We start from the raw sequence: 26,477 nt of genomic DNA, 5'->3' as shown, positions 1-26,477 counted from the left end.
CGTTTCTCGCCGCGCCCGAGCGACAGCATCGCCGACTGGCGCATCCCGTCCGGCTATGTCACGGCGCGCGCATGGAAGACCATGACGCGATCGTGCTCGGCGCGGGCGGCGCCGGGCTGATGGCGGCGGCGGTGGCGGGGCAGCGCGGGCGCCGCGTCGTCGTGCTCGACCACGCCGACGCGCCGGGCAAGAAGATCCTGATCTCCGGCGGCGGTCGCTGCAACTTCACCAACCTGCACGCCACCGCCGACCGCTACCTCTCCGCCAACCCGCATTTCGCCAAGTCGGCGCTGGGCCGCTACACCGCGCAGGACTTCCTCGCGCTGGTCGAGCGGCACGGCATCGCCTGGCACGAGAAGACGCTGGGCCAGCTGTTCTGCGACGGCAGCGCGCGCCAGATCGTCGAGCTGCTGCTCGGCGAATGCGAGGCGGGCGGCGTCGCGGTGCGGCTCGGCGCCCCGCTCGGCGCGATCGAGCACGCCGACGCGCGCTTCACCGTCACGCACGGCGCGCGTACCTATCGCGCGCCCGCGCTGGTGGTGGCGACGGGCGGCCCCTCCATCCCCAAGCTCGGCGCGACCGGCGTGGCCTATGACATCGCGCGCCGCTTCGGGCTCAAGGTGGTCGAGCCGCGTCCCGCGCTGGTGCCGCTGACGCTGCCCGGCAGCGAGGCGCTGTTCCGCGCGCTGTCGGGCGTCGCCACGGCGGTGGAGGCGCGCGTCGGCAAGGCGCGCTTCGCCGAGGCGGCGCTGTTCACGCACCGCGGCCTGTCGGGACCGGCGATCCTCCAGGTGTCGAGCTACTGGCGCCGCGGCGAGGACGTCGCGATCGACTTCCGCCCCGACGCCGCGCCGGGCTGGCTGGTCGAGGCCAAGCGCGCGCGTCCGCGCGCGACGCTGGCGGGCGCGCTGGGGCTGCCGGCGCGGCTCGCCGAGGCGCTGGCGGAGCGGCTCGGGCTGGGCGAGCTGGGCGCGGCGAGCGACCGCGCGCTCGCCGAGGCGGAGCGGCGGCTGGCGGACTGGCGCTTCCACCCCGACGGCAGCGAGGGCTTCGCCAAGGCCGAGGTGACCGTCGGCGGCATCTCTACCGCCGAGCTGTCGTCCAAGAGCATGGAGTCGCGCAAGGTACCGGGGCTGTACGCGGTCGGCGAGGCGGTGGACGTCACCGGCTGGCTCGGCGGGTATAATTTCCAGTGGGCGTGGGCCAGCGGTTACGCGGCCGGGCAGGCGGTGTGAGCGGGGCGAGGGCGTCGGCGCACCACCGCCCTCGTCATCCCCGCGGAGGCGGGGACCCAGACACGCTGAGGTAGCGGCTCCGTCGCGTACGCTTCGTCGAGCGGCCACGGTGGTGCCGCAGGCGCGCGGCTTACCCGCGGGCGCCAGCGCGTCTGGATCCCCGCCTTCGCGGGGATGACGGAAGGGGAAGACGCGCCCGCGCTCGCGCCGCTTACCCGCGGGCGCCAGCGCGTCTGGATCCCCGCCTCCGCGGGGATGACGGAAGGGGAAGACGCGCCCGCGCTCGCGCCGCTTACCCGCGGGCGTCAGCGCGTCTGCATCCGCCCCTCCGCGGGGATGACGGAAGAAGCCAGCGCGCCCGCAGGCAACGACGGTGCTAGGCAGGGACAGAAGCGCCCCCCCGCCGACGTTCACGCCGCCAGGCGCAGCTCCAGCCGGTCCCAGATCTCCACCAGCGCGGCGGTCAGCTCGCGCATCATCGCCTCGTCGTGCGCCGGGCCGGGGGTGAAGCGCAGCCGCTCGGTGCCGCGCGGCACCGTCGGGTAGTTGATCGGCTGCACGTACACGCCGTACTCGGCGAGCAGGATGTCGCTGATCTTCTTGGCCTTGACCGGATCGCCCACCATCACCGGCACGATGTGCGTCTCGCCCAGCATGACCGGCAGCCCGGCCTCGCGCAGCATCGCCTTGAGCGTCGCGGCGGCGGCCTGCTGGCCGTCGCGCTCGGCGCTCGACGCCTTGAGGTGGCGCACGCTCGCCAGCACGCCCGCGACCAGCACCGGCGACAGCGAGGTGGTGAAGATGAAGCCCGGGGCGTAGCTGCGGATCACGTCGACGATCGTGCGGTCGGCGGCGATATAGCCGCCCATCACGCCGAACGCCTTGCCGAGCGTGCCCTCGATGATCGTCAGCCGCTCGGCCACGCCGTCGCGCTCGCTGATCCCGCCGCCGCGCGGGCCGTACATCCCGACGGCGTGGACCTCATCCAGGTAGGTCAGCGCGTTATACTTGTCGGCCAGGTCGCAGATCGCGCCCACGGGAGCGACGTCGCCCTCCATCGAGTAGACGCTCTCGAACGCGATCAGCTTGGGCGCGGCGGGATCGTCGGCGGCGAGCAGCTCTTCCAGATGCGCGAGATCGTTGTGGCGGAACACGCGCTTCTCGCAGCCGGCGTTGCGGATGCCCGCGATCATCGAGGCGTGGTTGAGCTCGTCCGAGTAGATGATGCAGCCGGGCAGTACCTTGGCCAGCGTCGACAGCGTCGCCTCGTTCGAGACATAACCGCTGGTGAACAGCAGCGCCGCCTCCTTGCCGTGCAGGTCGGCGAGCTCGTGCTCGAGGTCGATGTGATAGTGGGTGTTGCCGCCGATGTTGCGCGTGCCGCCCGAGCCCGCGCCGACGTCGTGGAGCGCTTCCTCCATCGCCGCGATCACCTTGGGATGCTGGCCCATCGCGAGATAGTCGTTGGAGCACCAGACCGTGATCGGCTTCGGCCCGTTGTGCCCGGCGAAGCAGCGCGCGTTGGGGAACATGCCCTTGTTGCGCAGGATATCGATGAAGACGCGGTAGCGCCCCTCGGCATGGAGTCGATCAATCGCCTGCGTGAACACGCGCGAGTAGTCGACGCCGCGCGCCTCTCTGCTGTCGCTGATCATGGCGCCCGCGATTACTCCCCTCCGCCCCCGATGGCCAGCGGATAAGGCCGCTTTGTCTGATCGAGCGCTTGGACAAATTGTCCCACCCCGGTCGCGGGTCAAGAGGGAAATGATGGCGGGGAAGGGCGGTGCGGCGCGGCGCCGGACGTCATGGCGCTCGGTGTCCGCGTCTCTCCGTCGTCGCCGTTCGTCTCCCCGTCCTCACTCCGTCATCCCCGCGCAGGCGGGGATCCAGACACGCTGACGGCGCGGCTCAAGTCGCCAGGCCCGCGCGTCTGGGTTCCCGCCTTCGCGGGAATGACGGAAGGGGGGGGCAGGGGCATGGCAGGACGGCTCAGGCGCAGCCCGGGTATACGGTAACAGACGCGGGAAGGGAGCCGCAGCCGAGCCGGTCAGCACTTATGCCGCCCCATAGCCCCCACTACAGCGCTTCCACCCGCGCGAACGCCAGTCCCGCCGCGACGCGTCGTTCGTGCTCGCCGAGCCGGGTGAACACCAGCACGTCCGGCGCCGCCGCCCAAACCTGCCCCGCGGTGAGCGACTCGATCCGCCGCGCGATACCCGGGCCGCCGTCGACGAAGCGCACGCCCGGAGGCGCCGCCGCGGCGAGCTCCTCGGCGAGCAGCGGGAAGTGCGTGCAGGCGTTGACCACCACGTCGATCCGCTCGCCGCCGGGCTGGTCCAGCAGCCCCGCCAGCGCGCTGGCGACCGCGGCGGGATCGACTGCCTCGCCCGCCAGCTTGGCCTCGGCCAGCTCGACCAGCGCGGCGGAGCCGTGGCGCAGCACCCGGCAGTCGCCGGCGAACCGCGCGGCGAGGTCGTCGACATAGGGCTGACGCACCGTCGCCTCGGTGCCGAGTACCCCGATCACGCGCGTGGCGCTCATCGCCGCCGCCGGCTTGATCGCGGGCACGGTGCCGACCACGGGGACGTCGAGCGCGGCGCGCACCGCGGGCAGCGCGATCGTCGAGGCGGTGTTGCACGCGATCACCGCCAGCCGCGGGCGATAGCGCTCGACCAGCCGCCCCAGCAGCGCGGGCACGCGCGCCGCGATCTCGCTCTCGCCCCGTGTGCCATAGGGGAAGCCCGCCGAGTCGGCGGCGTAGACGATCGGCGCGTGCGGCAGCAGCGCGCGCGTCGGCGCCACCACCGAGAGCCCGCCCACGCCCGAGTCGAAGAACAGGATCGGCCGCGTGTCGCTCATCGCCCGCGCGCTTACGGCCTCTCGCCGATGCCGGCAACGTCGGCCGCGCCGGGCGGTAGCGTACCCGAAATGTTTCGGTTAGAGAGGGGCGGCATGGGGGACCGGAACTGACCGCCGAACTCGTCTGGACGCTGCCCGCGGCCGCGCTGCTGCTGGGCTATCTGCTGGGATCGATCCCGTTCGGGGTGCTGCTCACCCGCGCGTTCGGCGCCGGTGACCTGCGGCAGATCGGATCGGGCAACATCGGTGCCACCAACGTGCTGCGCACCGGCCGCAAGGGCCTCGCCGCGGCGACGCTGCTGCTCGATCTCGGCAAGGGCGCGGCGGCGGTGCTGCTGGCGCGGGCGTGGCTGCCGGGCGCCGAGCCCTATGCCGCGGCGGCGGTGATGGTCGGGCATTGCTATCCCGTGTGGCTGCGCTTGCGCGGCGGCAAGGGCGTGGCGACGCTGATGGGCGTGGCGCTGGCGCTGCACTGGCCGCTGGGCGCGGTGTTCGCGGCGCTGTGGCTGGGGCTGCTCGCCCTGCTGCGCATCTCGTCGCTCGCCGGCATGGCGGCGGCGATCAGCACGCCGGTCACCGCCGCGGTGCTGGGGGAGTTCGATCTCGTGCCGCTGCTGATGGGGCTCGCCGCCCTCGTGCTGTGGAAGCACCGCGCCAATATCGCGCGGCTGGTCGACGGCACCGAGCCGCGCGTCGGCCGCTCCGCCGCGCCGGCTGGGGGCGACACGGTCGAACAGGGGTAAGAGGCGCGCGGCGCATGGTGGATGAGGCGGAGCGTGCGGCGCGGCTGCGGCTGATCCGCACGCCCTCGATCGGCCCGGTCAGCTATCGCCGCCTGCTCGCGCGCTTCGGCTCCGCGACCGCCGCGATCGAGGCGCTGCCCGAGCTGGCGCGGCGCGGCGGCGGGCGCGCGCCCCCGCTGCCGCCGCCCGACACGATCGCGCGCGAGCGGGCGCTGCTCGAGCGGCTCGGCGGGCGCCACCTGCTGCTCGGCGATCCCGACTATCCGCCCTTGCTCGCCGAGCTCGACGACTCGCCCGCGGTGCTGACGCTGCGCGGCGATCTCGCGCTGGCGGCGCGGCCGACGGTGGCGATCGTCGGCGCGCGCGACGCCTCCGCGGCGGCGTGTCGCCTCGCGCGCGCGCTGGCGCGCGACCTCGCCGCGGCGGGGGTGAGCGTGGTGTCGGGGCTGGCGCGCGGCATCGACGGCGCGGCGCATCTCGGCGCGCTGCCCGGGACGATCGGGGTGGTGGCGGGCGGGATCGACGTCGCCTACCCGCCGCAGCACGCCGCGCTGCAGGAGCGGATCGGGCGCGAGGGGCTGCTGCTCGCCGAGATGCCGCCCGGCACCGAGCCGCGCGCGCGCCACTTCCCCTATCGCAACCGCATCGTGACCGGGCTGGCGCTCGGGACATTGGTGGTGGAGGCGGCGCCGCGCTCGGGCTCGCTGATCAGCGCGCGGCTGGCGGGCGAGCAGGGGCGCGAGGTGATGGCGGTGCCGGGCCATCCCAGCGACCCGCGCGCGCGCGGCGGCAACGCGCTGATCCGCGACGGCGCGACGCTGGTGCAGGACGCCGCGGACGTGCTCGAGCAGCTCCGCCCGCTCGACCCGCGCGCGTCGCCGCGGCCGGCCGCACCGTGGGAGAGCGTGAGCGCGGCGGCGTCTGACTTCGGTGACGCGGAGCGCGCGCGGGTCGAGTCGCTGCTCGCCGCGGCGCCCGTCGCCGCCGACGAGCTGGTGCGGCAGAGCGCGCTGCCCGCGGCGCTGGTCCAGGACGTGCTGCTCGAGCTCGAACTCGCCGGGCGGCTGGAGCGCCACCCAGGCGGACGCGTCAGCCGGGTGGTGTAGGGCAACGTGACGTCGCCGCCCTTCGAGTGAGCCCCTCCCCTTGAGGGGCGAAGTCGGGGTGGGGCCTCTCCGCCAGCGCGGCGTTCGCGCAAGCGCCCCACCCGCCGCTCCCCCGCAGGGGAGGGAGAGCACTTCGCGGGATCGCGGCGGTCATCCGACGCCCACGCACCCGCGCGCGTCACCCGTGCGCGGTGATCCACTCCTCCACCACCGGCGCGATGCGGTTCCGCCACTTCGATCCGTTGAAGATGCCGTAATGCCCGACGCCCTCGGCCATGTGGTAGCGCTTGTGTTCGTCCGGCAGCGACGTGGCGCAGGTCAGCGCCGCCCTGGTCTGCCCGAGCCCCGAGATGTCGTCGCGCTCGCCCTCGATCGCGAGCAGCCCGACGTCGGTGATCGCGCCGAGATCGACCGGCCGGCCGCGATGCGTCATCGTGCCGCGCGGCAGCGCGTGCGTCTGGAACACGGTGTCGATCGTCTGCAGGTAGAATTCCGCCGTCATGTCGCAGACCGAGCGATATTCGTCGTAGAAGCGCTTGGTCGCGTCCGCGCTCTCGCCGTCGCCGGTGACCAGGTGTTTGAACAGCTCGTAGTGGCTCATCATGTGGTTGCCGAGGTTCATCGTCATGAACCCGCCGAGCTGGAGGAAGCCCGGGTACACGCGCCGCCCCGCGCCGGGGTAGAGCATCGGCACGGTGGCGATCACGTTCTGCTCGAACCAGGCGAACGGCCGCTCGGTGGCGAGCGTGTTGACCGCGGTGGGCGCCTCGCGCGTGTCGATCGGGCCGCCCATCATCGTCAGCGTGCGCGGGCGGCACGGGTTGGCGTCCGCGCTCATCAGCGCGGTCGCGGCGAGGCACGGCACCGAGGGCTGGCACACCGCCAGCATGTGCGCGCCGCGCGGGCCATCCCCCTCGCCCGCGTCGGGGCCGATCGCCTCGAGGAAGGCGATCAGATAGTCGATGTAATCGTCGAGGTCGAACTGGCCGTCGGTGAGCGGCACCAGCTTCGCGTCGCGCCAGTCGGTGATGTAGACGTCGGCGAAGGGCAGCATGCGCTCCACCGTGCCGCGCAGCAGCGTGGCGAAATGGCCCGACATCGGCGCCGCGATCAGCAGCCGCGGGCCGCCCTCGACGCCCTCGCGGCGGAAGCGCTTGAGCTGGCCGAACGGCCGCTGGAGCACGATCTCCTCGGTCACCGTCACCGTGCGCCCCTCGACGATCGTCGTGTCGAGCGCGAAGGCGGGCTTGCCGCGCGAGGCGGAGGCGTGCGCGAACACCTCGAGCGCGCTCGCCATCACCGGCCCGCCGCCAAGATAGGCGAAGGGATTGGAGGGGTTGTTGAGCCAATTGGCCCCCACCGTCGCCATCGCGCTCGCCGAGGCGAGCCACGACCGCTGCCATTCGTACGCGTCGTAGAGCATCCGCTTCCTTCCGCCCGGAACATGGGCATGATCGGTCGTAATACAAAACCTACCGGGGCGTAACGCACGAAGCGGGCCGCGGTGACGATCGTGTCCCGTGGTGGCCGCCGCGCCACACACGTTGAGCCGCCTGCCGGGCACTGCTAGGCGCCCGACATGGCAAGCCTTCCCGACGCCGCCCCCTCCCGCCGGCTGGGTAATCTCACGATGGTGTGGCAGCACGCGCGCGCCTATCCGGCGCAGATCGCGGCCGCCTTCACCGCGCTGGCGATCACCTCGGCGGCGACCATCGCGATCCCGTACAGCTTCAAGCGCGTGATCGACCGCGGCTTCGCCGCCGGCGACGGCTCGTCCGCGGCGGTCGCGTCCTCGTTCCATTATATGCTGATGATCGTGCTGGTGCTGGCGCTCGGCACCGCGGTGCGCTTCTATTTCGTCGCCTGGCTGGGCGAGCGCGTCGTCGCCGACATCCGCGAGCGCGTGGTGCGCCACCTGATGACGCTCAGCCCCGCCTTCTACGAGGAGAACCGCCCGTCCGAGATCGCCTCGCGGCTGACCGCCGATACTGGCCAGATCGAGACGGTGGTCGGGATGACCATCTCGGTGGCGCTGCGCAACAGCTTCACCGCGGTGGGCGGGTTGATCTACCTGTTCGCCATCTCGGCCAAGCTCGCCTCGCTGCTGCTGCTGGGCATCCCGCTGATGATCCTGCCGATCACGCTGCTGGGGCGGAAGGTGCGCGCCTATTCGCGCACCTCGCAGGACCGCGTCGCCGACGTCGGCACGATCGTCAACGAGGTGCTGGGCGCGATGAAGATCGTCCAGGCGTTCGGCCAGGAGGGGCGCGAGGGCGCGCGCTTCGCCGGCGCGGTGGAGGCGACGATGGATGCCGCCAAGCGCCGCATCGGGCTGCGCGCGGTGATGACCGCGATCGTGATCGGGCTGGTGTTCGGCGCGATCACGCTGGTGCTGTGGGAGGGCGCGATCGACGTCGCGGCGGGGCGGCTCTCGGGCGGCGCGATCGCGGCCTTCGTGCTGACCGGCGGGATCGTCGCGGGCGCGTTCGGCGCGCTCACCGAGGTCTACGGCGACCTGCTGCGCGGCGCGGGCGCGGCGGGGCGGCTGGCCGAGCTGCTCGACGAGCGCCCCGCGATCGCGGCGCCGGCGCACCCGGTGGCGTTGCCGGTGCCGGCCGAGGGTCGCGTGGCGCTGGAGGCGGTCGAGTTCCGCTACCCGACGCGGCCCGACATGGCCGCGCTGCACGATTTCACCCTCAGCGTCGCGCCGGGCGAGACGGTGGCGGTGGTCGGCCCCTCGGGCGCGGGCAAGTCGACGCTGTTCCAGCTGATCGAGCATTTCTACGAGCCCGCGGCCGGCCGCGTGCTGGTCGACGGGGTCGACCTGCGCCAGGCCGATCCGGCGGAGGTACGCGCGCGCATCGCGATGGTGCCGCAGGAGACGGTGATCTTCGCCACCAGCGCGCGCGACAACCTCCGCTACGGTCGCTGGGACGCGAGCGACGCGCAGGTCTGGGCCGCGGCCGAGGCGGCCAATGCCGCGGACTTCCTGCGCGCGCTGCCCGAGGGGCTCGACACCTTCCTCGGCGAGGGCGGGGCACGGCTGTCGGGCGGGCAGCGCCAGCGCATCGCGATCGCGCGCGCGCTGCTGCGCGACTCGCCGATCCTGCTGCTCGACGAGGCGACCAGCGCGCTCGACGCCGAGAGCGAGCGGCTGGTGCAGGACGCGCTGGAGCGGCTGATGGCGACTCGCACCACGATCGTGATCGCGCACCGGCTGGCGACGGTGCGCGCGGCCTCGCGGATCGTGGTGATGGACGGCGGCCGCATCGTCGAGGAGGGGACGCACGCCACGCTGATCGCGCGCGGCGGCCTGTACGCGCGGTTGGCGAGCCTGCAGTTCGACGCGGCGGCGTAGAAGACTTCCGGATCCTCCCCGGCCCGGGGAGGGGGACCGCGCCCGACGGGCGTGGTGGAGGGGGCTTCCACCCACGCGACGTTCGCGCTCGCGGAGAGCCCCCTCCGTCAGCGCTGGCGCGCTGCCACCTCCCCGCGAGCGGGGAGGATTGACGCTCCGTGACCGCGAGCTGATAGCCCCGTCGCTCAGCTCACCCGGTCGATCGCCTCCATCGCCAGCCCGCCCGGCACGATCATCAGCGGCACCGGCAGCGTGCCCGCCTCGGCGGCGAAGTGGCTCACCAGCGCGCCCGGCGCGCCGCCCGCCGCGGCGCCCAGCACCAGCGCGGCGATCTGCGGGTTGGCCGCGATCATCTCGCGGATCACCTTGGGGCCGTCGCCGCTGCGCACCGTCAGCGACGGGCGGACGCCCGATTCCTCCAGCAGCGTCCCCGCCGCGCGTGCGACCAGCCCCTCGGCGTGCTGGCGCTGCTCCTCCTCCATCGTCGCCTGCACGCCGCCGAACGGGATGAACTCCTGCGGCGGCAGCAGCGCGAGGATCTCGACGCCGCCGTTGGTCCGCACCGCGCGGCGCGCGGCGAAGCGCAGCGCGCTCAGCGCCTCGGGGGTGTCGTCGACGACGGTGAGGTAGATGCGCATCGGTGAAGGCCCCCTGATCGGGAGGGGTTTACCGCCGCGCGCCGCGCGCGCGCAAGCCGCGGGCGCGGGAGGGGGTGGGGTTGACCCTGCGTCGCGCAACCGCGAGAGACGCGGGCAACTTCCAGGATCCGCTCGAGGACTCACGATGCCCATCGAAATCAAGATGCCTGCCCTCTCGCCCACGATGGAAGAGGGCACGCTGGCCAAGTGGCTCGTCAAGGAGGGCGACGAGGTCAAGGCGGGCGACATCATGGCCGAGATCGAGACCGACAAGGCGACGATGGAGTTCGAGGCGGTCGACGAGGGCCGCATCGCCAAGATCGCGGTCGCCGAGGGCACCGACGGGGTCAAGGTCGGCACCGTGATCGCGCTGCTCGAGGGCGAGGGCGACGAGGCCGGTGAGAGCACCCCCGCGCCGGCGGCGAAGGCCAGCGAGCCGCGTCCCTCGCCCGAGGACCCCAACAAGACCGGCAGCGAGGCCGCGCCCGCGCCCGAGGACGTCGAGGATCACGGCAAGCCCGCCGACTCGCAGGTCGCCGCCGCGCCGACCGCCTCGTCCTCCGGCACGCCCGCGCCGGCGCCGCAGCGCGCCGCGGGCGAGCGCGTCAAGGCGAGCCCGCTGGCCCGCCGCATCGCCGCCGACCGCGGCGTCGACCTCGCGTCGGTGAGCGGTACCGGCCCGAACGGCCGCATCGTCCGCGCCGACGTCGAGGGGGCCAAGGCCGGCGCCGCCGCCCCGGCCGCCGGCACCGCCGCGCCCGCGCCGACCGCCGAGGCCGCCGCGCCCGCGCCCAGGCCGGCGACGATCCCCGACGTGCCGCACGAGCTCACCAAGCTCAGCAACATGCGCAAGACGATCGCGCGCCGCCTGACCGAGTCGAAGCAGCAGGTGCCGCACATCTACCTCACGGTCGACGTCGAGCTCGACAAGCTGCTCAAGCTGCGCGGCGAGCTCAACGCCGGGCTCGAGTCGCGCGGGGTGAAGCTCTCGGTCAACGACCTGCTGATCAAGGCGCTCGCGGTGGCGCTGATCCAGGTGCCCAAGTGCAACGTGATGTTCACGCCCGACCAGCTCGTCAGCTTCGGCCGCGCCGATATCTCGGTCGCGGTGTCGACCCCCGAGGGGCTGATCACGCCGGTGATCACCGAGGCGGACACCGCCTCGCTGTCGAGCATCTCGACGCGAATGAAGGACCTCGCCGCGCGCGCGCGCGACAAGAAGCTGAAGCCCGAGGAGTTCACCGGCGGCACCGCCTCGATCAGCAACATGGGCATGTTCGGGATCAAGCAGTTCGAGGCGGTGATCAACCCGCCGCAGGGCATGATCCTGGCGATCGGCGCGGGCGAGAAGCGGCCCTGGGTGCTCAAGGACGGCACGCTCGGCGTCGCCTCGGTGATGTCGGCGACGGGCAGCTTCGACCATCGCGCGATCGACGGGGCGGACGGCGCGCAGCTGATGCAGGCCTTCAAGCAGCTCGTCGAGAACCCGCTGGCGATGCTCGCCTGAGCCGGAGCGGGCGATGGCGCAGATGGAGCTGCCCGCGGTGTGGCGCGAGTGGGCCTGGGGGCTGCTCGCGCTGGGCGTGACCGCGCTCGTCTTCAAGGGCGCGGCGTGGAGCTACCCGCAGGGCGCGGAGACGATCTGGCTGGTCGGCGCGGGCACGATGGTGGCGGTCGGGCTGCTCGGCGCGCGCGACGTCTGGGAGGTGCAGCAGCGCGACGAGCAGCGCGGCGGCGAGACGCGCGCGTGAGCGCGGCGCCTCCCACCGCCGCAACGCCCCCGAGCGGTGCGCCGACGATCCGCGTCACCGCGATGCCGGCCGACGCGAACGCCTATGGCGACATCTTCGGCGGCTGGCTGATGAGCCTGATGGACTCGGCCGCCGGGCTCACCGCGGCGCGGCGCGCGCGCGGCCGCGCGGTGACGATCGCGATGGACGGGATGCAGTTCCACGCCCCCGTCCACGTCGGCGACGAGGTCTCGGTCTACGCCACCATCGCGCGGGTGGGGCGTACCTCGATCGCGATCGACGTCGAGAGCTGGGCGCGCGACCGCCACGGCGAGGAGTCGCGCAAGGTGACCGAGGCGCGCTTCACCTTCGTGGCGATCGACGAGGACCGCCGCCCGCGCGAGGTACCGCCCGCGGCGTGATCGAAATTCACGGTGCGCGCGCGACCCGCGCCACCCATCTGATGGCAAACAGGGGCTGCGGCCCGGGAGTGGCGCAATGGCTGACACCTACGATCTCATCGTGCTGGGCTCGGGCCCCGGCGGTTACGTGTCCGCGATCCGCGCGGCGCAGCTCGGGCTCAAGGTCGCGATCGTCGAGCGCGAGCGGCTCGGCGGCATCTGCCTCAACTGGGGCTGCATCCCGACCAAGACGCTGCTGCGCACGTCCGAGGTCTATCACTACATGACCCACGCCGCCGATTACGGGCTCAAGGCGGAGAATGTCGGCTTCGACCTCACCAAGATCGTCGACCGCAGCCGCAAGGTGGCGGGCCAGCTCAACGCCGGCGTCAAGGGCTTGATGAAGAAGAACAAGGTGACGGTGGTCGAGGGCGTCGGCGCGCTCACCGGCAAGGGGAAGCTGAGCGTCAAGCAGGGCGGCGGCACGGTCGAGCTCGAGGCCAAGCACATCATCGTCGCCACCGGCGCGCGCGCGCGCGACCTGCCCTTCGCCAAGGCCGACGGCAAGCGCATCTGGACCTATCGCCACGCGATGGTGCCCGAGGAGATGCCGACCAGGCTGCTGGTCATCGGCTCGGGCGCGATCGGGATCGAGTTCGCCAGCTTCTACAACGACATGGGCGCGGACGTCACGGTCGTGGAGATGCTGCCGCGGATCCTGCCGGTGGAGGACGAGGAGGTCAGCGCCTTCATGGAGAAGCGCCTCACCAAGGAGGGGATCAGGATCCTCACCGGCGCGGGCGTGGAGAAGATCGAGACCGGCGCGGCGTCGGTCAAGGCGACGATCAAGGGCAAGGACGGCAAGAGCACGACCGAGGAATACAGCCACGTCGTCGTCGCGATCGGCATCGTCCCGAACACCGAGAACATCGGGCTGGAGGCGCTCGGCGTGCAGACCGAGCGCGGCCACATCAAGGTCGACGGCTATGGCCGCACCAACGTCGAGGGCATCTACGCGATCGGCGACGTCACCGGCGCGCCCTGGCTGGCGCACAAGGCGAGCCACGAGGGCGTCGTCTGCGTCGAGAAGATCGCGGGGCAGGACCCGCACCCGTTCGAGACATGGAACATCCCGGGCTGCACCTACTCGCGCCCGCAGGTCGCCAGCGTCGGCCTCACCGAGGCCAAGGCCAAGGAGGGCGGCCGCGCGGTGAAGGTCGGCAAGTTCCCCTTCATCGGCAACGGCAAGGCGATCGCGCTCGGCGAGGCGGACGGCTTCGTGAAGACGGTGTTCGACGCCAAGACCGGCGAGCTGCTCGGCGCCCACATGGTCGGCGCCGAGGTGACCGAGCTGATCCAGGGCTATGTCGTCGCGCGCCAGCTCGAGACCACCGAGCACGAGCTGATGGAGACGGTGTTCGCGCACCCGACGCTGAGCGAGATGATGCACGAGAGCGTGCTCGGCGCCTACGGACGCGCGCTTCACATCTGAGCGGTGGTGCCGTCGTCGGGCGTGACCGTCCTATAATCGGCCATATGATCTATGCGACGCGCCCCGCCCGATACCCGCTGCTCGTCGCCGCCGCGCTGTGGCTCGCCTCGCTGGTGGTGTTCGCGCCGGGCGTGGCGGACTATGACACGGTCGAGCAGTTCCGCCAGGTCCTGAGCGGCCACTACGACGACTGGCACCCGCCGGTCATGGCGTGGCTGTGGCGCCGCCTGCTGCCGCTCGGCGACGGCGCCACCCCGCTGCTGGTGTTCCAGCTCTCCGGCTATTGGCTCGGGCTGGGGCTGATCGCCGGCGCGCTGGCGCGGATCGGGCGCCCCGCGGCGGGCTGGACGGCGCTGCTCATCGGGCTGCTGCCGCCGTTCCTCGGCTGGCAGGCGGTGGTGCTCAAGGACGCGCAGCTGGTCGGTGCCGCGCTGGGGGCGTTCGGGCTGGTGGCGTGGTGGCGGCTGCGCGACCGCCCGGTGCCCGCCGCGGCGGCGCTGCTCGCCGCGCTGCTGTTCGGCTACGCGCTGCTGGTGCGCGCCAACGCCGCCTTCGCGCTGGCGCCGCTGCTCGCGGGGCTGCTCCCGGTGCGGCGCGCGGGCGCGCTGATCGTCGCCGCGGGCGTGCTGCTCGCGCTGGTGCTGGCGCTCGCGGGGCCGATCAACCACCAGCTGATCGGGGCGGAGCCGAGCGGGGTGGAGGCGACGCAGCCGCTCTACGATCTCGCCGGCATCGCGGTGCGCGCGCCGGGGTCGCGCTCGGTGGGCCTGTCGCGCGGGGCGGCGCGGCAGCTGCGCGCCAACGACTGCGTCACACCCTATTTCTGGGATCCGCTCGGCGACACGCCCGGCTGCGTCGCCGCGATCGCGCCGCTCCAGGCACAGCGCGCGGGCGACCTCTACCTGCGGCTCGCCAACGCCGCGCTCCACCATCCGCTCGCCTACCTCGCGCAGCGTTCGGCGCACTGGAACATGACCGAGCGCTGGCTGGTGCCGGCGCGGCTCGCCGGCGCGGCGCCGACGGGCCGGAGCGAGCACAACGCGCTCGGGCTTGCCAGCCCGGGCCCGGAAGCGCGGCAGTGGATGTGGCTCGCCGCGCGGGCGGTGCTGACCCCGCTCGCCTGGCCGTTCGCCTGGCTGCTGCTCGCCTTGCTGCTGCTGGTCGGGACGCGGCGCTGGCGCCACGCGCCGCCGCGCCAGCTGGCGATCGCGCTGCTCGCCTCGGCGGTGACGCTGGAGTTCAGCTTCCTCGCGATCTCGATCGCGACCGATCTGCGCTATCATCTCTGGCCGATGCTCGCGACCGCCTTGGCGGCGGTGCTGCTGGCGGACACCTATCCGCTGCGGCGCGTGCCCGCCTGGATGGTGCTGGTCGCCGGCCTGTGCCTCGCCGCCGCGGTGGCCGAGCGCGCGACGCTGCCCGACCCGCCGCAGGATTATCAGCGGTTGCTGCACTGGGTGCCCCCGCTGAGCCTGCTGCCGGCCTGAGGCGAAGGGGCGGCAGCCGCGCCCCGGCGGCGTCATCCTGCGCGCGTCGCACAGGGCCGCCGTACCGCGTGGTTCCCGGCTCATGGGCGCGCGACGCGATCGGTCCGACCGGGATGGTCTTCGTCGTGGACTCGGCGCGAGCGAGCGGGTCACGGGCTCGACGCGAGATCCGCGGCGCCGCACGCGCCGCCGGCGTCGTTCTCGCGGAAAGGGAGAAGCGCGGTTCGGAATGGGACGACGGCGATGGGAGAGGCAGCGGCCTCTCTCCACCGCGGCGTCGCGGCCACGGGCGTCGGTGACCGATCAGGCCAGCGCAGGGGCAAGCCGGCCGTCGGGTCCGCATCCATGGAACCTGGGATACCTCCGGGATGACGCAGGGGGAAAGAGCGGGCTCGCCGCCCCCGCCGCCCCCGCTCAGTCGCGCGCGAGCAGCGCGTCGGCGCCGCGGCGGACGCCTTCCACCGTCGCGGCGAAGACGAGGTGCGAGGCGAGCGCGTAGAGGTTGCCCTTGGCCTCGGCCTCGGGCCACGGCCCCCAGCCGGCGGCGGGGACGAGCAGGTCATCGAGCAGCAGCATCGTCATCGCGCCGAAGGGCAGGCCGAAGCCGGTCGCGGTCTCGGGCCAGCGCTCCGCCGCGGCGACATAGCCGATCCCGAGCGCGGCGCCGACGCCGTAATGCATCGCGCCGCCCGCGAGCCGGCGATGCTTCTGTGTCACCGCCCGACCCTCGACGAGCTGGCTGACGCTGTCGGCGGCCTTGACCGTGGCCGGATCGTCGTTGCCGCCGCCCTGGCCCAGCGCGGGGGCGGCGGCCGCCTGGAACTGGTCCATCGCGAGCGAGGCGACGAGCCCGGCGCCGAGGCCGATCGCGACGGTGGTGAGGAACGAGCGCATGACGGTCTCCGATGATGGCGGAGGGCGCAACGCGCGAGGCCGCGGCGCGGGTGCGCTCCTCCCCTTCGCGGGGAGCGCGACCGCGCCGCATAGCGGCGGGGCGGGGCGTTTACCGCCGTCAGCACGCTTGGTTCGAAGGCGTGGTGCACGAGGGTTGCGCCGCCCGGAGCGCTTCCGCCAGCCCTCCCCGCCGGGCGGGGAGGGGCTTAGTGCGCAGCGGCCGCGACCGTCATCGAGCGCTCGCCGCCGCTCAGAACTTCCACCCCAAGGTCGCCTGCACCGTCCGGCGATTGCCGTACCAGCACCATTGGTAATTGGCGAAGCAGGAGGTGAGGTAGCTCTTGTCGAAGACGTTGGTCGCGTTGACCGCGAGGCTCAGCCCGCGCAGGCCCGGCGCGGTGGCGCCGAGGTCATAGCGTACCAGCGCGTCGTAGACGGTGTAACCCGGGCTGTTGCGCGGCCCCGCCGCGGCCTCGCCGAAGCTCGGCGTGTAGACGCCGGCATAGGCCTCGTCGGCGTGGCGCAGCGCGCCGCCCAGCGTCAGCCCGGTGAGGGGGCCGCCCGGCGCGGTCCAGTCGAGGTTGACGGAGGTGCCGCCGCGCCCGACCGTCTCCAGCCCGCGCCCGACGCGCGACGGGTCCTGCGGGTCGCTCGTCACGCGCACGCGCTGGCGGCTGAACGCGCCGCGCACCGTGAAGCCGTGGCCGAGCGGGGCGAAGCCCTCCAGCTCGACGCCGGTGGAGCGCACCTCGCCGGTCTGCCGCGAGACGGTGAAATCGGGCGTGGAGGTCAGCACGTTGGTCTGGTCGATGCGGAACCAGGCGGCGCTGAGCAGGATCGGCGTGCCGGGCACGGTGAACTTGGCGCCGGCCTCGATCTGCTTGCCGAGCGACGGATCGGGGAGGCCGAGCGTCCCGTCGTCGCGCAGCACCTGGCCGCTCTGCGGCTGGAACGAGGTGGAGTAGCTCACGTACGGCGCCAGCCCGAACGGCAGCGTGTAGAGCGCCGCGGCGCGCCAGGTGAACTTCTCGTCGGGCTGCGCCGAGCCCGCCCGCGTGCGCTCGCGCGCATAGGCCCAGTCCTGACGGCCGCCGAGCGTCACGCGCAGCGCGCCCAGCGACAGCTGGTCCTGCGCGTAGACGCCCTGCTGGCGCTGGCGCGTGTCATAGGCCCCGGCGAACGGGTCCGGCACCGCGGCGGGGGTCTGCGGCACGGTGAAGCCGCCGTAGACCGGCTGGTAGACGTCGAGCGCGGGCGCGCTGCCGAAGGCGAAGGCCTCGGTGGAGTGCGCCACCTGGCGGTCGACGCCGATCAGCAGCTGATGCGCGATCGGGCCGGTGCGGAAGGCGCCGCTCAGCTGGTTGTCATAGGTCCAGTTGTTGAGCTCCTCATCGGTCGCGTAGGAGGCGCGGTTGTAGACGCGCAGCCCCGCGTCGGCGGGCGATCCGCTGACATAGACCAGCCCCAGCCGCGCGGTGACGTTCTGGTAGCGGCCGGAGGCGCGGAAGCTCCACCCGCCGCCGAAATCGTGGCGCAGGATATAGGTGCCCGACGCCTGCTCGCGGCGGTAGCGGTTGCCCGCCTCGCCGCCGTCGAAGCGCGACGAGATCCGGCCGCCGGGATTGTCGATCAGCGTGCCGAGCGCGGGGAAGACGCCGTAGGCGCCATTCTCCGGATCGTGCGAGTAATTGGCCAGCAGCGTCAGCGTGGTGGCCCCGCCGGCCCCCAGCGTCACCGCGCCCGAGATCGTCTCGCGCTCGCGCCGGCTGAACTTCTGCTGGGTGTCGGCGCCGTTGGCGCTGCCGTAGACGCGCCACAGCACGCTCTCCCCGGCGCGACCGCCGATGTCGGCGTCGACTCGGTAGAGGTCGAAGGTGCCGTAGGTGGCCGCGACCGCGCCGTAGAGCGGCGCGTCGACCGGCAGCTTGCTCGACTGCGCCACCAGGCCGCCCGGCGACGACTGGCCGTAGAGCACCGAGGCGGGGCCCTTGAGCACCTCGAACCGGTCGAGCCGCGAGACGTCGACCTGGGGATTGGCATAGCCGGTCGGGCTGTCGAACTGGCGCAGCCCGTCGAGGAACACCGCGGCGTCGAAGCCGCGCAGCTTGAACTGGTCGTACACCTCGGCGCTCGAGCCGCGCGTCTCCGGCGTGACGCCGGCGACGAAGCGCAGCGCCTGGTTGAGGTTCTGCAAGCCGAGCCCGGCGATGTCGGCCGCGGTCACGACGCTGACCGACTGCGGCGTCTCCGCCAGCGGCGCGCTGCCCTTGGTGGCGGCGGACGCGACGTCGCGCGACTGCACGCCGGTGACGACGACGTCGTCGCCGACCTGCTGCTGCTCGGGCGCGTCCGTGGTGGCGGAGGTGTCGACGGCGGCCTCGTTCGCGGCGACGAGCGGCGCGTCGGGCGCGGCGGCCAGCGCCGGTAGCGGGCAGAGCGCGCTGGCGACGAGCAACGCGCGGACGAGACGATGATGCATGTGAGAACCCCTTCGCCGTCGCCTCTATCGCTTGTGCGAACGACTATCAATAGCTTGTTCGCCGGGTGTGTAGGGGGGGCGGGTCGGAGGTGGGACTGTCGCGGTGCTACCTACGTGAGGAGAAGCGGCAATGACGCCGCCGGCAAGGCCCGCCATGGTCCCTCTTTCCCGGAGCGCCGCGCGCTGCTGTGACGTGCGCGGGCGGGGTCGTGGCGGACTACCGCCCTCCCTCGACCATCGGACCAAGCTGGCGCTGCTGCGCAGCGAGCGGCGGGTGGCGCGCGAGCCCGGCGGGTCGGAGCGGCTCGCGTCCATCATGATGGTCGGGGCGGCGGCGAACTGAGCCGCGCCCGTGATCGCTCCCCGCGGCGGGGCGGGGCGGGGCTCGCGCGGCGCGCCCGGGTCGCACGTCCCCGCCCCGGGGCAGGTGCGCGGGCGAGGACGACTTGTGCCGCCGCCGGTGGCCCGGTATGACGCCGGACGAGCCCGCGGCGGCCCGTCGGAATCGGACGGGTGGCGGCCGGGCCGGCCGGTGGGGAGCGCCACGACGTGGCGCCCTCTCGCGGGTATGCGGGTATAGCACAATGGTAGTGCAGCAGCCTTCCAAGCTGAATACACGGGTTCGATTCCCGTTACCCGCTCCACCGCCCCTGCCCGGGTCGCGACGATCATCACAGCGGCGACCGCAGACGCGTCACGCCCAGACGTGCCTGGCTGGCGCCGCATCGCTTCCATCACGCAGGAAGTCGCCTTCTTCACCCGGACCCGGGCGCCTGCGGCACCGCGCCGGCCCTGCACGCGAACCGAGAGGTCAGCCGGTGGACGAGGACCATGGCAGCGCTGCAGCCTTATGATGACCGTGCCAGCGTTCTCTCCCGGCCGTTCTCCTCGGATCAGACGCGCTCCGCCCGACCACGTCACGAGCGACGGTCGACCGAGGAGGGCGTGATCATCGATGACCGGACGTAGACTCCACGGTCCGGCGTGAGAGCATGGGCCATGTCGCTGTTGTCGGATCCCGCGACCTCGTCGGCGCGCGGCGCGCCGGCGCTGCCCGAGCGCTCGCCCGACCGTGCCCGCTGCATCCGCCGTGCCGCCGCCCGCGTATCTCCTTCCCCAAGAGGAGAGCGGCCGATGCCCGAGCCAGCGCGGGTCGCGCGCAGCATCGCGATCGGGGGCGGGCGGCGCGTGGTGCTCTACGCGCCGGCCGCCGGGGATGACGCGCGCTCGCGCAACCTGGTCTGCCTCGACCGCGACGGCCGCGTGGTGTGGCGCGGCGAGCTGCCGCCGGCGGCGGGGCCGGACCGCTTCGTCACCGTGGAGCGCGAGGGCGACTCGCTCGAGGTCGAGACGCTCAGTGGCCGCCGCCTGCTGATCAGCCCCGGCACCGGGCGTGCGCTGGGCTGAGCCGCGAGCGCGCGGGCGGGGCTTGACAGCGCGACGCTGTTCGAGTACAAAACAGGAACATCGAGATGAAGCGAGTCGGGCCGGGCGGTTCGGGAGCGAGGCTCCCGCCGTGCCGGCCCGTTCGCGTTCTCAGCGGGAGATCGGCGATGCGAGGCGAGCGCTCAGGTGGGACGCGCGGGGCGGAGGCGCGCGCCCAGTCCGCGCCGGGCGCCCAGTCCGCGCCGGGCGCGCGCGATCGCGCGGCGGCCGCGGACCCGGCGCGCGCCGCCGCCGCGCTCGACGCCGCCACCCGCGCGCGCTTCCTCGACCATCTCGCGATGACCGGCTGTCCGCTGCGCGCGGCGGGCGCGACCGGTATCGCGCCGGTGACGGTCTACGCGCTGCGGCGGCGCAGCGCGCGCTTCGCCGCGGCGTGGCGGGACGCACTGGCGATCGGCTATGAGCGGCTCGAGGCGGAGACGGTGCGGCGTCTGCTCGATCCCGCGCGCGCGCCCGACGTCGCCGCGGTGCTCGCGCTCCTCGAGCGCCACCGCGCCGCCGCGCCGGCGCCTGCGGCCGAGCGCGCGCCGGCGCGGCGCGGCGACGCGAGCGGACTGGGCCCCGCGGGCGCCGAGCTGCTGCGGCGCTTGCGGCTCCACACCGGCGCCAAGGGCGCACGCGCGCGTCCGGTGAGCGCGGCGGCGGCGGCGGCGGTCGACTCGCTCGAGCGCGCGGCGGCGGAGGCGTGGGAGGAGGGCCGGCTCGACGCCGCCGCCTGGGCGGCGGACGACGCCGCGCTCTGGGGAGCGACGCCGCGGGCGGGTGCCGGCGACGCGGCCGACCGAGCCGACGCCGACCCGCTCGCGCCGGAGGACGGGGCCGCGCCGCGGCCTCGCGATGGCACGATCGCCGCGGCGGCGGGCGACCCGGCCGAGCGCGCCGGGGACGGTCCGGCGCGCGCGGAGGAGCGCGTACTCGGCCGTGGCGCGGACACCACGGCGCCGGCGCGCGCGTCCGCGCCGCGCGACAGCGGCGGCGATGGCGGTGGCGGCGGTGTCGGCGAGGGCGACTGTGCCGGCGACGGCGCCGCGCGATTGCCCCGCGCGGCGGCGGCCGCTGCCGCGACCGCGCCGGTCGCCGCCGCGCCGCATCCTCGCGCGCGTGACGGGTTCGCGCGGCACTCCTCGGCGAGCGATGCGCGCGACGCGACCGCGGCGGCGGTCCGCGCCGCACCGCTCGCCGCCGGGAACGCTGCGCTTTCGGTCACCGCGCCGCCGCGGCCGGACCCTGCCGCCGCGCTCCCGCCCGACGCGGCCGCTCGCGGTACCGCGCTCGCTTCCGCTCCGCGGGGCCGCCCGGGCGGCGCCGGACCCCCGTCGCCGCGCCCCGCGGCCGCGCTGCCGCGGGTGTGGGCGTGACCGCGCCGCTCACCCGATCGCTGCGCGCGCTGCGCTGGATGGGCGCGGACGCCGCGCCCGTGTTCGACGCGCTCGACGAGGCGACGCGCCGCGCGCTCGTCGCCGACTGGGCGAGCTGGGCCCACCCCGGCCAGCTCGCGCCATCGGACGACTGGCGCGTCTGGCTGATCCAGGCCGGGCGCGGCTTCGGCAAGACCCGCGCCGGCGCCGAGTGGGTCGCCGCGTTGGCGCGCGCGCGGCCGGGCGTGCGGATCGCGCTGGTCGGCGCCACCGAGGACGACGCGCGCCGCGTGATGGTGGAGGGGCCGAGCGGGCTGCTGGCGGTGGCGCGGCGCCTCGGCGCGGCGGCCCAGCCTGGGCGAGCTGCGCTTCGCCGGCGGCGCGGTGGCGCAGGTCTACTCCGCCGCCGCGCCGGAGCAGCTGCGCGGGCCCGAGCACCATCTCGCCTGGGCCGACGAACTCGGCAAGTGGCGCGGCACCGCGGCGTGGGACAATCTGATGCTGGGGCTGCGGCTGGGCACCTCACCGCAGGCGCTGGTGACGACGACGCCGCGCGCCACCGCGCTGCTGCGCCGGCTCGCCGCCGCGCCCGATACCGCGGTGACGCGCGGGCGCACGCGCGACAACCCGCACCTGCCGCGCGCCTTCGTGGCCGCGGTCGCGGCGCAGTACGGCGCGACCCGGCTCGGCCGGCAGGAACTCGACGGCGAGCTGATCGAGGACGTCGCCGGCGCGCTCTGGCCGCGTGCGCTGCTCGAGCGCCAGCGCGCCGCCGCCCTGCCCGCGCTGATGCGCGTGGTGGTGGGGGTCGACCCGCCCGCGGGGAGCGGCGGGGATGCCTGCGGCATCGTCGCCGCCGGGCTGGGGCGCGACGGCCACGGCTACGTGCTCGAGGACGCGAGCGTGGCGGGCGCGAGCCCCGAGCGCTGGGCGCGCGCGGTCGCCGCCTGCGCCGCGCGCCACGCCGCCGAGCGAGTCGTCGCGGAGGCCAACCAGGGCGGCGAGATGGTGGCGCAGGTGCTGCGCGCCGCCGACGCCGCGCTGCCGCTGCGGCTGGTCCACGCCACGCGCGGCAAGGCGGCGCGCGCCGAGCCGGTGGCGGCGCTCTACGAGACCGGGCGGGTGTGGCACGCGCGCGCCTTCCCTGCGCTGGAGGACGAGCTGGCGGGGCTGGTCGCGGGGGGCGGCTACGAGGGGCCGGGCCGCTCGCCCGACCGCGCTGACGCCTGCGTCTGGGCGCTCACCGCGCTGCTGCTGGGGGAGGGCGGCGCGGTGCGCGTGCGCGTGCTGTGAGAGGGAGCGGCGTCGACCTGGGGTCGCGGCGCTTGGGGCACACCCGAGCGGATGACGCGGGGCAGAGCGGCGGCTCTCCGCGTCATGGTTCCCCGGTCGCGTCGATGAAGACCGCGAGCGGCCCGGTCGATCATGCCGGGGGCCCTTCGGGATATTGCGGCCTGCCGTCGTCGAGCACGAGCCACGCCTGCTTGCTGGAGGTCCAGATGTGCTCGGTCGGCGCGAACAGCTCGGGTCGATCGAGGCTTCCCATGGACAGCCCGATCGTGCCGGCGCTCTGACGTTCGGAGAACAGCGTCGTCCCGCATCGGGTGCAGAAGCCGCGACGGATGCCGCTGTCGGCATGCAGCCATCCGACCGGACCCGCGATGGTAAGTCCGACCAAGGGCACCATGACCCTCGCGTAGAAGGCGGCACCGGTCGCCTTCTGACACCGGCGGCAGTGGCAGACGCGCACGTTGAGGGGCGCGGCGCCCGTGCGGTAGCTGCACGCGCCGCAGAGGCAACCGCCTTCAATCATCGTTGCACCGCTCATCTCGCACCTCCCATGGCTGGAGCGCTATCGACATGCTTCGTCCAGCCCACCCTCCTTATGGAGGCATCCGGGCCCCCACGCGCTGGGCCGAGCAACATAGGCGATCATCCTAGGAGGTCGATCAGCGGCGCCAAAGTCGACAGCTTGCCCGCCGCCCGTCACGGAGCGATAGTAACTTCATGAAGTTGGAGCGTTTCTTCGCCGCGCTCGCGACCCGGATCGCGTCCGCCTCGGGCCAGCCGGTGACCTTCGCGCTGGCGCTGGTGTCGATCCTCGCCTGGGCGGTGACGGGACCGATCTTCGCCTGGTCCGACACGTGGCAGCTGATCATCAACACCGGCACCTCGCTGGTGACCTTCCTGATGGTGTTCGTGATCCAGAACTCGCAGAATCGCGACGCCGCGGCGGTGCAGGCCAAGCTCGACGAGATCATCCGCGCGCTCGACCGCGCGCGCGGCGAGTTCATCGGTATCGAGCATATGACCGACCGCCAGATCGAGGCGATCCGCGCCGCGCTGGAGAAAGAGGCGGGGCACGAGCCGGGCAAGGTCGGCACCGTCGACGACAGCGTCGAGACGCTGCTGAAGCGGCGGTAGGTGGCGACGCGCGGGCCGCGGTTTTCCCAACTCGGGGCGACGCTGGCGAAGACAGGACCTGCGCCGCACCGACCGTGGCTCGTCTGACACCGCTGTGACCGCTCCTTCCTTCGTCATCCCTGCGAAGGCAGGGATCCGTACACGCTGACGTGGCGGCTCGCCCGACGGTCCGCGCGTCTGGATCCCCGCCTTCGCGGGGATGACGGTCGGGGAGAGGCGGGCACGACCGATCCCTTCGTCATCGCTGCGAAGGCAGGGATCCGCACGCGCTGACGTGGCGGCTCCCTCGACGGTCCGCGCGTCTGGATCCCCGCCTTCGCGAGGATGACGGTCGAGGTGGGCGCGCGGATGTCGATCGAAGTCGGCGCGGGAATGACGGGCGAGGGTTGACGGTCGGGGTCGGCGTGGTGCGACCGGTCGCGACATGCCGGTGTGAATGGACTTCGGCCGCGCGCCATCCCGCCGGCGTCGCCGCCCGCCGCCCGCCGCCCGCGTCCCGCGGCCCGCCTCCCGCGCGTCCGCGCCGCCCCGCGCGCCTGCAGCGCGGTCGTCGTCGCCGGATCGTTGCCGACCGACACACCATCGTCCGAGGAGACCTCCATGGCCTGGTTCCGCAAGACCGCGCCCGCCCCCGCGGCGGCGCGGCCGCCGCTGGCGCGCGCGTCGGGCATCGCCGCGCCGCCGCCGCCCGCGGTCTGGCCGCAGGGCTATGAGGCGCAGGTGCGCGCGGGCTATCTCGGCAACGCCATCGCGCAGCGCGCGGTGCGGCTCGTCGCCGAGAGCGTCGCCAGCGCGCCGCTCGCCTGCGACGACGACGCGCTGCGCGCTGGTCGCCGCGCCCGGGCTGCTCGAGACCGTCGCGGCGCAGCTGCTGCTCCACGGCAACGCCTTCGTCCAGCCGCTGCGCGACGCCGACGGCGCGCCCGCCGCGCTCTACCCGCTGCGCCCCGAGCGGGTGAGCGTCGAGCTCGGCGCCGACGGCTGGCCCGGCGCCTTCCTCTACCGCGTCGGCGCGCGCGCCACGCGGCTCGCGCCCGAGGCGGTGATCCGCCTGCGCCGCTTCCACCCGCTCGACGACCATTACGGCCTCGGCTGCCTCGGCGCCGCCGCGCCCGCGGTGGCGATCCACAACGCCGCGGCGGCGTGGAGCAAGGCGCTGCTCGACAATGCCGCGCGGCCCTCCGGCGCCTTGGTCTATGACGCGCGCGACGGCGCGACGCTGTCGCCCGATCAGTTCCGCCGGCTGCGCGACGAGATGGACGCCGGCTTCGCGGGCGCGAGCAACGCCGGCCGGCCGCTGCTGCTCGAGGGCGGGCTGACGTGGCAGCCGCTGAGCCTCACCCCCGCCGACATGGACTTCGCCGGCACCAAGGCGGCGGCGGCGCGCGAGATCGCGCTCGCCTTCGGGGTGCCGCCGATGCTGCTCGGCCTGCCGGGTGACTCGACCCACGCCAACTACGCCGAGGCCAACCGCGCGCTGTGGCGGCTGACCGTGCTGCCGCTCGCCGACGCGATCCTCACCGGGCTCGCCGCCGGGCTGGCGCGCTGGTGCGGCGACGCGGCGCTGCGCGTCGATCTCGACCGCGTCCCCGCGCTGGCGGAGGACCGCGAGCGGCTGTGGCGGATGGCGGCGGCGGCGGACTTCCTCTCGCCCGAGGAGAAGCGCGCGATGGTGGACTGGCGATGAGCGCGCCGCAGGACGCGGGCGCCGCCGCGGTGCTGGCGCAGCTGCTCGCGCAGCTGGCGGCGGAGGGCGCCGACCCGGCGGGACTGCGCGCGGTCGCGGAGCAGGCCGGTGAGCTGGGCGCGACTCGCGCGCTCACCCGGCTCGGACTCGCGGACGCGGGCGCGGCGGGCGACGTCGCCGCGCTGCGCGAGTTGCTGCAGACGTGGCGCGCGGCGAAGCGCTCGGCGTGGCGCGCGCTGCTCGGCTGGGTGACGCGGACGCTCGGCGCGCTGCTGCTGCTCGGGCTGGCGATGCGGCTCGGCGTCGACCTCGGCGGGGACGGCAAGTGAGCGGCGGCCTGCGCTGCGGCGGCTATGCCGCGCTGTGGGACCGCGTCGACCGCGCCGGCGACGTGCTGCGCGCGGGCGTGTTCGGCGCCGCGCCGCGCCTCGTCCCGCTGCTGTGCCAGCATCGCGGCGCGCCGGTGGGGGCGCTGCTGCGGCTCGAGCCGGACGCGCGCGGGCTGCGGGTGGCGGCGCGGGTCGACGAGGCGGCGGTGGCGCGCTCGGTGCGGCGCGGCGCGTTGCCGGGCTTCTCGGTGGCGTATCGCGCGCGGAGCGTGCGCCAGGGCGCGCACCGCGCGATCGTCGCGGCCGACCTCGTCGAGCTGAGCCTGGTCGCGGTGCCGATGCAGCCGGGGGCGCTGGTCGACTGGTGGGCGGAGACGCTCCCACCCGACGCGCCCGCGGATGCGCCGGGATGAGGTTCACGCGATGACGCGAAGACGCGACGAGCGCGTGGCAGAGAGACGGCGCTCGGCGTCGGGTCGAGCTGAGTTGTGCTCCGGCGCACGCCGGAGCCCAGGGTCGCGAAGACGATGCTCTCGGCCCTGCGCTCCTGCGTTCGCAGGAGCACGGGGCAGTCCGACCGGATTGGATCAGCTCCCAGCGTTCGCGTGAGAGCCTTGGACTGGCGCCGCCGTCCCGGCGCGTAGCGCCAGCATGATGTTCGCGCAGAGGCGCAGAGGCGCAGAGACGCGGAGAGGGTGCGCGTTGGGCGGTCGTCACGTGGCATCACTTCGGCGAGATGCAAGAGCGCTGCCGCGCTCGAACCCTTTCTGCGCCTCCGCGTGTCTGCGCGAACAATCCTTCCTCTTCGCGC

The 26,477-nt window shown here is 74.1% G+C and carries 21 protein-coding genes, 1 tRNA gene and 2 pseudogenes; 17 read left to right on the top strand and 7 right to left on the bottom strand.

The genetic code is table 11. The features are described from left to right. The first annotated feature begins 71 nt into the window (after positions 1 to 71). Positions 72 to 1,235 (top strand): NAD(P)/FAD-dependent oxidoreductase, encoded by a 1,164-nt coding sequence (locus FHY05_RS14145; protein ID WP_183945143.1) that lies wholly within the window; start codon positions 72 to 74, stop codon positions 1,233 to 1,235. Between the two features lie 410 nt (positions 1,236 to 1,645). Here the strand turns inward: FHY05_RS14145 and hemA are convergent, their stop codons facing one another. Then, positions 1,646 to 2,890: a 5-aminolevulinate synthase gene (gene hemA, locus FHY05_RS14140; protein ID WP_183945087.1), complete on the bottom strand. Its 1,245-nt coding sequence runs from the start codon at positions 2,888 to 2,890 to the stop codon at positions 1,646 to 1,648. Positions 2,891 to 3,311: 421 nt separating this feature from the next. Further along, the gene (murI, locus tag FHY05_RS14135) at positions 3,312 to 4,094 is read right to left on the bottom strand and encodes a glutamate racemase (RefSeq protein WP_183945086.1); all 783 of its coding nucleotides are present in this window, start codon (positions 4,092 to 4,094) and stop codon (positions 3,312 to 3,314) included. 107 nt (positions 4,095 to 4,201) lie between these two features. On the opposite strand from murI, the gene plsY reads away from it, so the two are divergent. Next, positions 4,202 to 4,837, top strand: coding sequence for a glycerol-3-phosphate 1-O-acyltransferase PlsY (gene plsY / locus FHY05_RS14130; RefSeq protein WP_409321782.1), 636 nt, complete (start codon positions 4,202 to 4,204; stop codon positions 4,835 to 4,837). 14 nt (positions 4,838 to 4,851) lie between these two features. After that, positions 4,852 to 5,943 carry a DNA-processing protein DprA gene (dprA, locus tag FHY05_RS14125; RefSeq protein WP_183945085.1) on the top strand — a complete coding sequence of 364 codons (1,092 nt, stop codon included), beginning with the start codon at positions 4,852 to 4,854 and terminating at the stop codon, positions 5,941 to 5,943. Positions 5,944 to 6,121: 178 nt separating this feature from the next. Here dprA and FHY05_RS14120 read toward each other — a convergent pair whose 3' ends face one another. Beyond that, positions 6,122 to 7,366: a polyhydroxyalkanoate depolymerase gene (locus FHY05_RS14120; protein ID WP_183945084.1), complete on the bottom strand. Its 1,245-nt coding sequence runs from the start codon at positions 7,364 to 7,366 to the stop codon at positions 6,122 to 6,124. A 156-nt stretch (positions 7,367 to 7,522) separates the two neighbouring features. Between FHY05_RS14120 and FHY05_RS14115 the strand changes: the two genes are divergently transcribed. Beyond that, positions 7,523 to 9,301, top strand: coding sequence for an ABC transporter transmembrane domain-containing protein (locus tag FHY05_RS14115; RefSeq protein WP_183945083.1), 1,779 nt, complete (start codon positions 7,523 to 7,525; stop codon positions 9,299 to 9,301). 185 nt (positions 9,302 to 9,486) lie between these two features. Here the strand turns inward: FHY05_RS14115 and FHY05_RS14110 are convergent, their stop codons facing one another. Next, on the bottom strand, positions 9,487 to 9,939 hold the full coding sequence (locus FHY05_RS14110) for a universal stress protein (protein ID WP_183945082.1): 453 nt from the start codon (positions 9,937 to 9,939) through the stop codon (positions 9,487 to 9,489). Positions 9,940 to 10,084: 145 nt separating this feature from the next. Between FHY05_RS14110 and FHY05_RS14105 the strand changes: the two genes are divergently transcribed. From FHY05_RS14105 to FHY05_RS14085, 5 genes are all read left to right on the top strand, one after another. Continuing rightward, positions 10,085 to 11,446, top strand: coding sequence for a pyruvate dehydrogenase complex dihydrolipoamide acetyltransferase (locus FHY05_RS14105; RefSeq protein ID WP_183945081.1), 1,362 nt, complete (start codon positions 10,085 to 10,087; stop codon positions 11,444 to 11,446). Between the two features lie 13 nt (positions 11,447 to 11,459). Next, on the top strand, positions 11,460 to 11,690 hold the full coding sequence (locus tag FHY05_RS14100) for a hypothetical protein (RefSeq protein ID WP_183945080.1): 231 nt from the start codon (positions 11,460 to 11,462) through the stop codon (positions 11,688 to 11,690). 62 nt (positions 11,691 to 11,752) lie between these two features. Then, complete coding sequence (locus FHY05_RS14095; RefSeq protein ID WP_132910401.1) at positions 11,753 to 12,091, top strand: acyl-CoA thioesterase; 339 nt, start codon at positions 11,753 to 11,755, stop codon at positions 12,089 to 12,091. Between the two features lie 76 nt (positions 12,092 to 12,167). Further along, positions 12,168 to 13,562 carry a dihydrolipoyl dehydrogenase gene (lpdA, locus tag FHY05_RS14090; RefSeq protein WP_183945079.1) on the top strand — a complete coding sequence of 465 codons (1,395 nt, stop codon included), beginning with the start codon at positions 12,168 to 12,170 and terminating at the stop codon, positions 13,560 to 13,562. A gap of 44 nt (positions 13,563 to 13,606) precedes the next feature. Then, positions 13,607 to 15,049, top strand: a complete 1,443-nt coding sequence (locus FHY05_RS14085; RefSeq protein ID WP_183945078.1) for a hypothetical protein — start codon at positions 13,607 to 13,609, stop codon at positions 15,047 to 15,049. A 414-nt stretch (positions 15,050 to 15,463) separates the two neighbouring features. On the opposite strand, the gene FHY05_RS14080 is transcribed toward FHY05_RS14085, so the two are convergent. After that, positions 15,464 to 15,943: a DUF1440 domain-containing protein gene (locus FHY05_RS14080; RefSeq protein WP_183945077.1), complete on the bottom strand. Its 480-nt coding sequence runs from the start codon at positions 15,941 to 15,943 to the stop codon at positions 15,464 to 15,466. A 250-nt stretch (positions 15,944 to 16,193) separates the two neighbouring features. Further along, positions 16,194 to 18,422 (bottom strand): TonB-dependent siderophore receptor, encoded by a 2,229-nt coding sequence (locus tag FHY05_RS14075; RefSeq protein ID WP_183945076.1) that lies wholly within the window; start codon positions 18,420 to 18,422, stop codon positions 16,194 to 16,196. A 570-nt stretch (positions 18,423 to 18,992) separates the two neighbouring features. On the opposite strand from FHY05_RS14075, the gene FHY05_RS14070 reads away from it, so the two are divergent. From FHY05_RS14070 to FHY05_RS14055, 4 genes and pseudogenes are all read left to right on the top strand, one after another. Next, a tRNA-Gly gene (locus FHY05_RS14070) sits at positions 18,993 to 19,066 on the top strand. Positions 19,067 to 19,421: 355 nt separating this feature from the next. Then, positions 19,422 to 19,829 carry a hypothetical protein gene (locus FHY05_RS14065; protein ID WP_183945075.1) on the top strand — a complete coding sequence of 136 codons (408 nt, stop codon included), beginning with the start codon at positions 19,422 to 19,424 and terminating at the stop codon, positions 19,827 to 19,829. Positions 19,830 to 19,975: 146 nt separating this feature from the next. After that, complete coding sequence (locus tag FHY05_RS14060) at positions 19,976 to 21,226, top strand: hypothetical protein (RefSeq protein ID WP_183945074.1); 1,251 nt, start codon at positions 19,976 to 19,978, stop codon at positions 21,224 to 21,226. 38 nt (positions 21,227 to 21,264) lie between these two features. Next, positions 21,265 to 22,519 (top strand): annotated as a pseudogene (locus tag FHY05_RS14055) (DNA-packaging protein). A 130-nt stretch (positions 22,520 to 22,649) separates the two neighbouring features. On the opposite strand, the gene FHY05_RS14050 reads toward FHY05_RS14055, so the two are convergent. Continuing rightward, complete coding sequence (locus FHY05_RS14050) at positions 22,650 to 23,054, bottom strand: GFA family protein (protein WP_260181564.1); 405 nt, start codon at positions 23,052 to 23,054, stop codon at positions 22,650 to 22,652. A 185-nt stretch (positions 23,055 to 23,239) separates the two neighbouring features. Here FHY05_RS14050 and FHY05_RS14045 point away from each other — a divergent pair, with 185 nt between their 5' ends. From FHY05_RS14045 to FHY05_RS14030, 4 genes and pseudogenes are all read left to right on the top strand, one after another. Continuing rightward, positions 23,240 to 23,650: a low affinity iron permease family protein gene (locus FHY05_RS14045; protein ID WP_183945140.1), complete on the top strand. Its 411-nt coding sequence runs from the start codon at positions 23,240 to 23,242 to the stop codon at positions 23,648 to 23,650. Between the two features lie 600 nt (positions 23,651 to 24,250). Continuing rightward, a pseudogene (locus FHY05_RS14040) lies at positions 24,251 to 25,337 on the top strand (phage portal protein). Beyond that, positions 25,334 to 25,666, top strand: coding sequence for a DUF6127 family protein (locus tag FHY05_RS14035; protein ID WP_183945073.1), 333 nt, complete (start codon positions 25,334 to 25,336; stop codon positions 25,664 to 25,666). The pseudogene FHY05_RS14040 and the gene FHY05_RS14035 overlap by 4 nt, the downstream one beginning before the upstream one ends. Next, positions 25,663 to 26,079 carry an HK97 family phage prohead protease gene (locus FHY05_RS14030; protein WP_311732482.1) on the top strand — a complete coding sequence of 139 codons (417 nt, stop codon included), beginning with the start codon at positions 25,663 to 25,665 and terminating at the stop codon, positions 26,077 to 26,079. Before FHY05_RS14035 ends, FHY05_RS14030 begins: the two co-directional genes overlap by 4 nt. Positions 26,080 to 26,477 lie beyond the last annotated feature (398 nt).

This window comes from Sphingomonas sp. BK580 (assembly GCF_014194975.1).
GTDB lineage: Bacteria > Pseudomonadota > Alphaproteobacteria > Sphingomonadales > Sphingomonadaceae > Sphingomonas.
The sequence above is the reverse complement of the archived record's forward strand: the minus strand, read 5'-3'. Positions and strand labels throughout refer to the sequence as shown.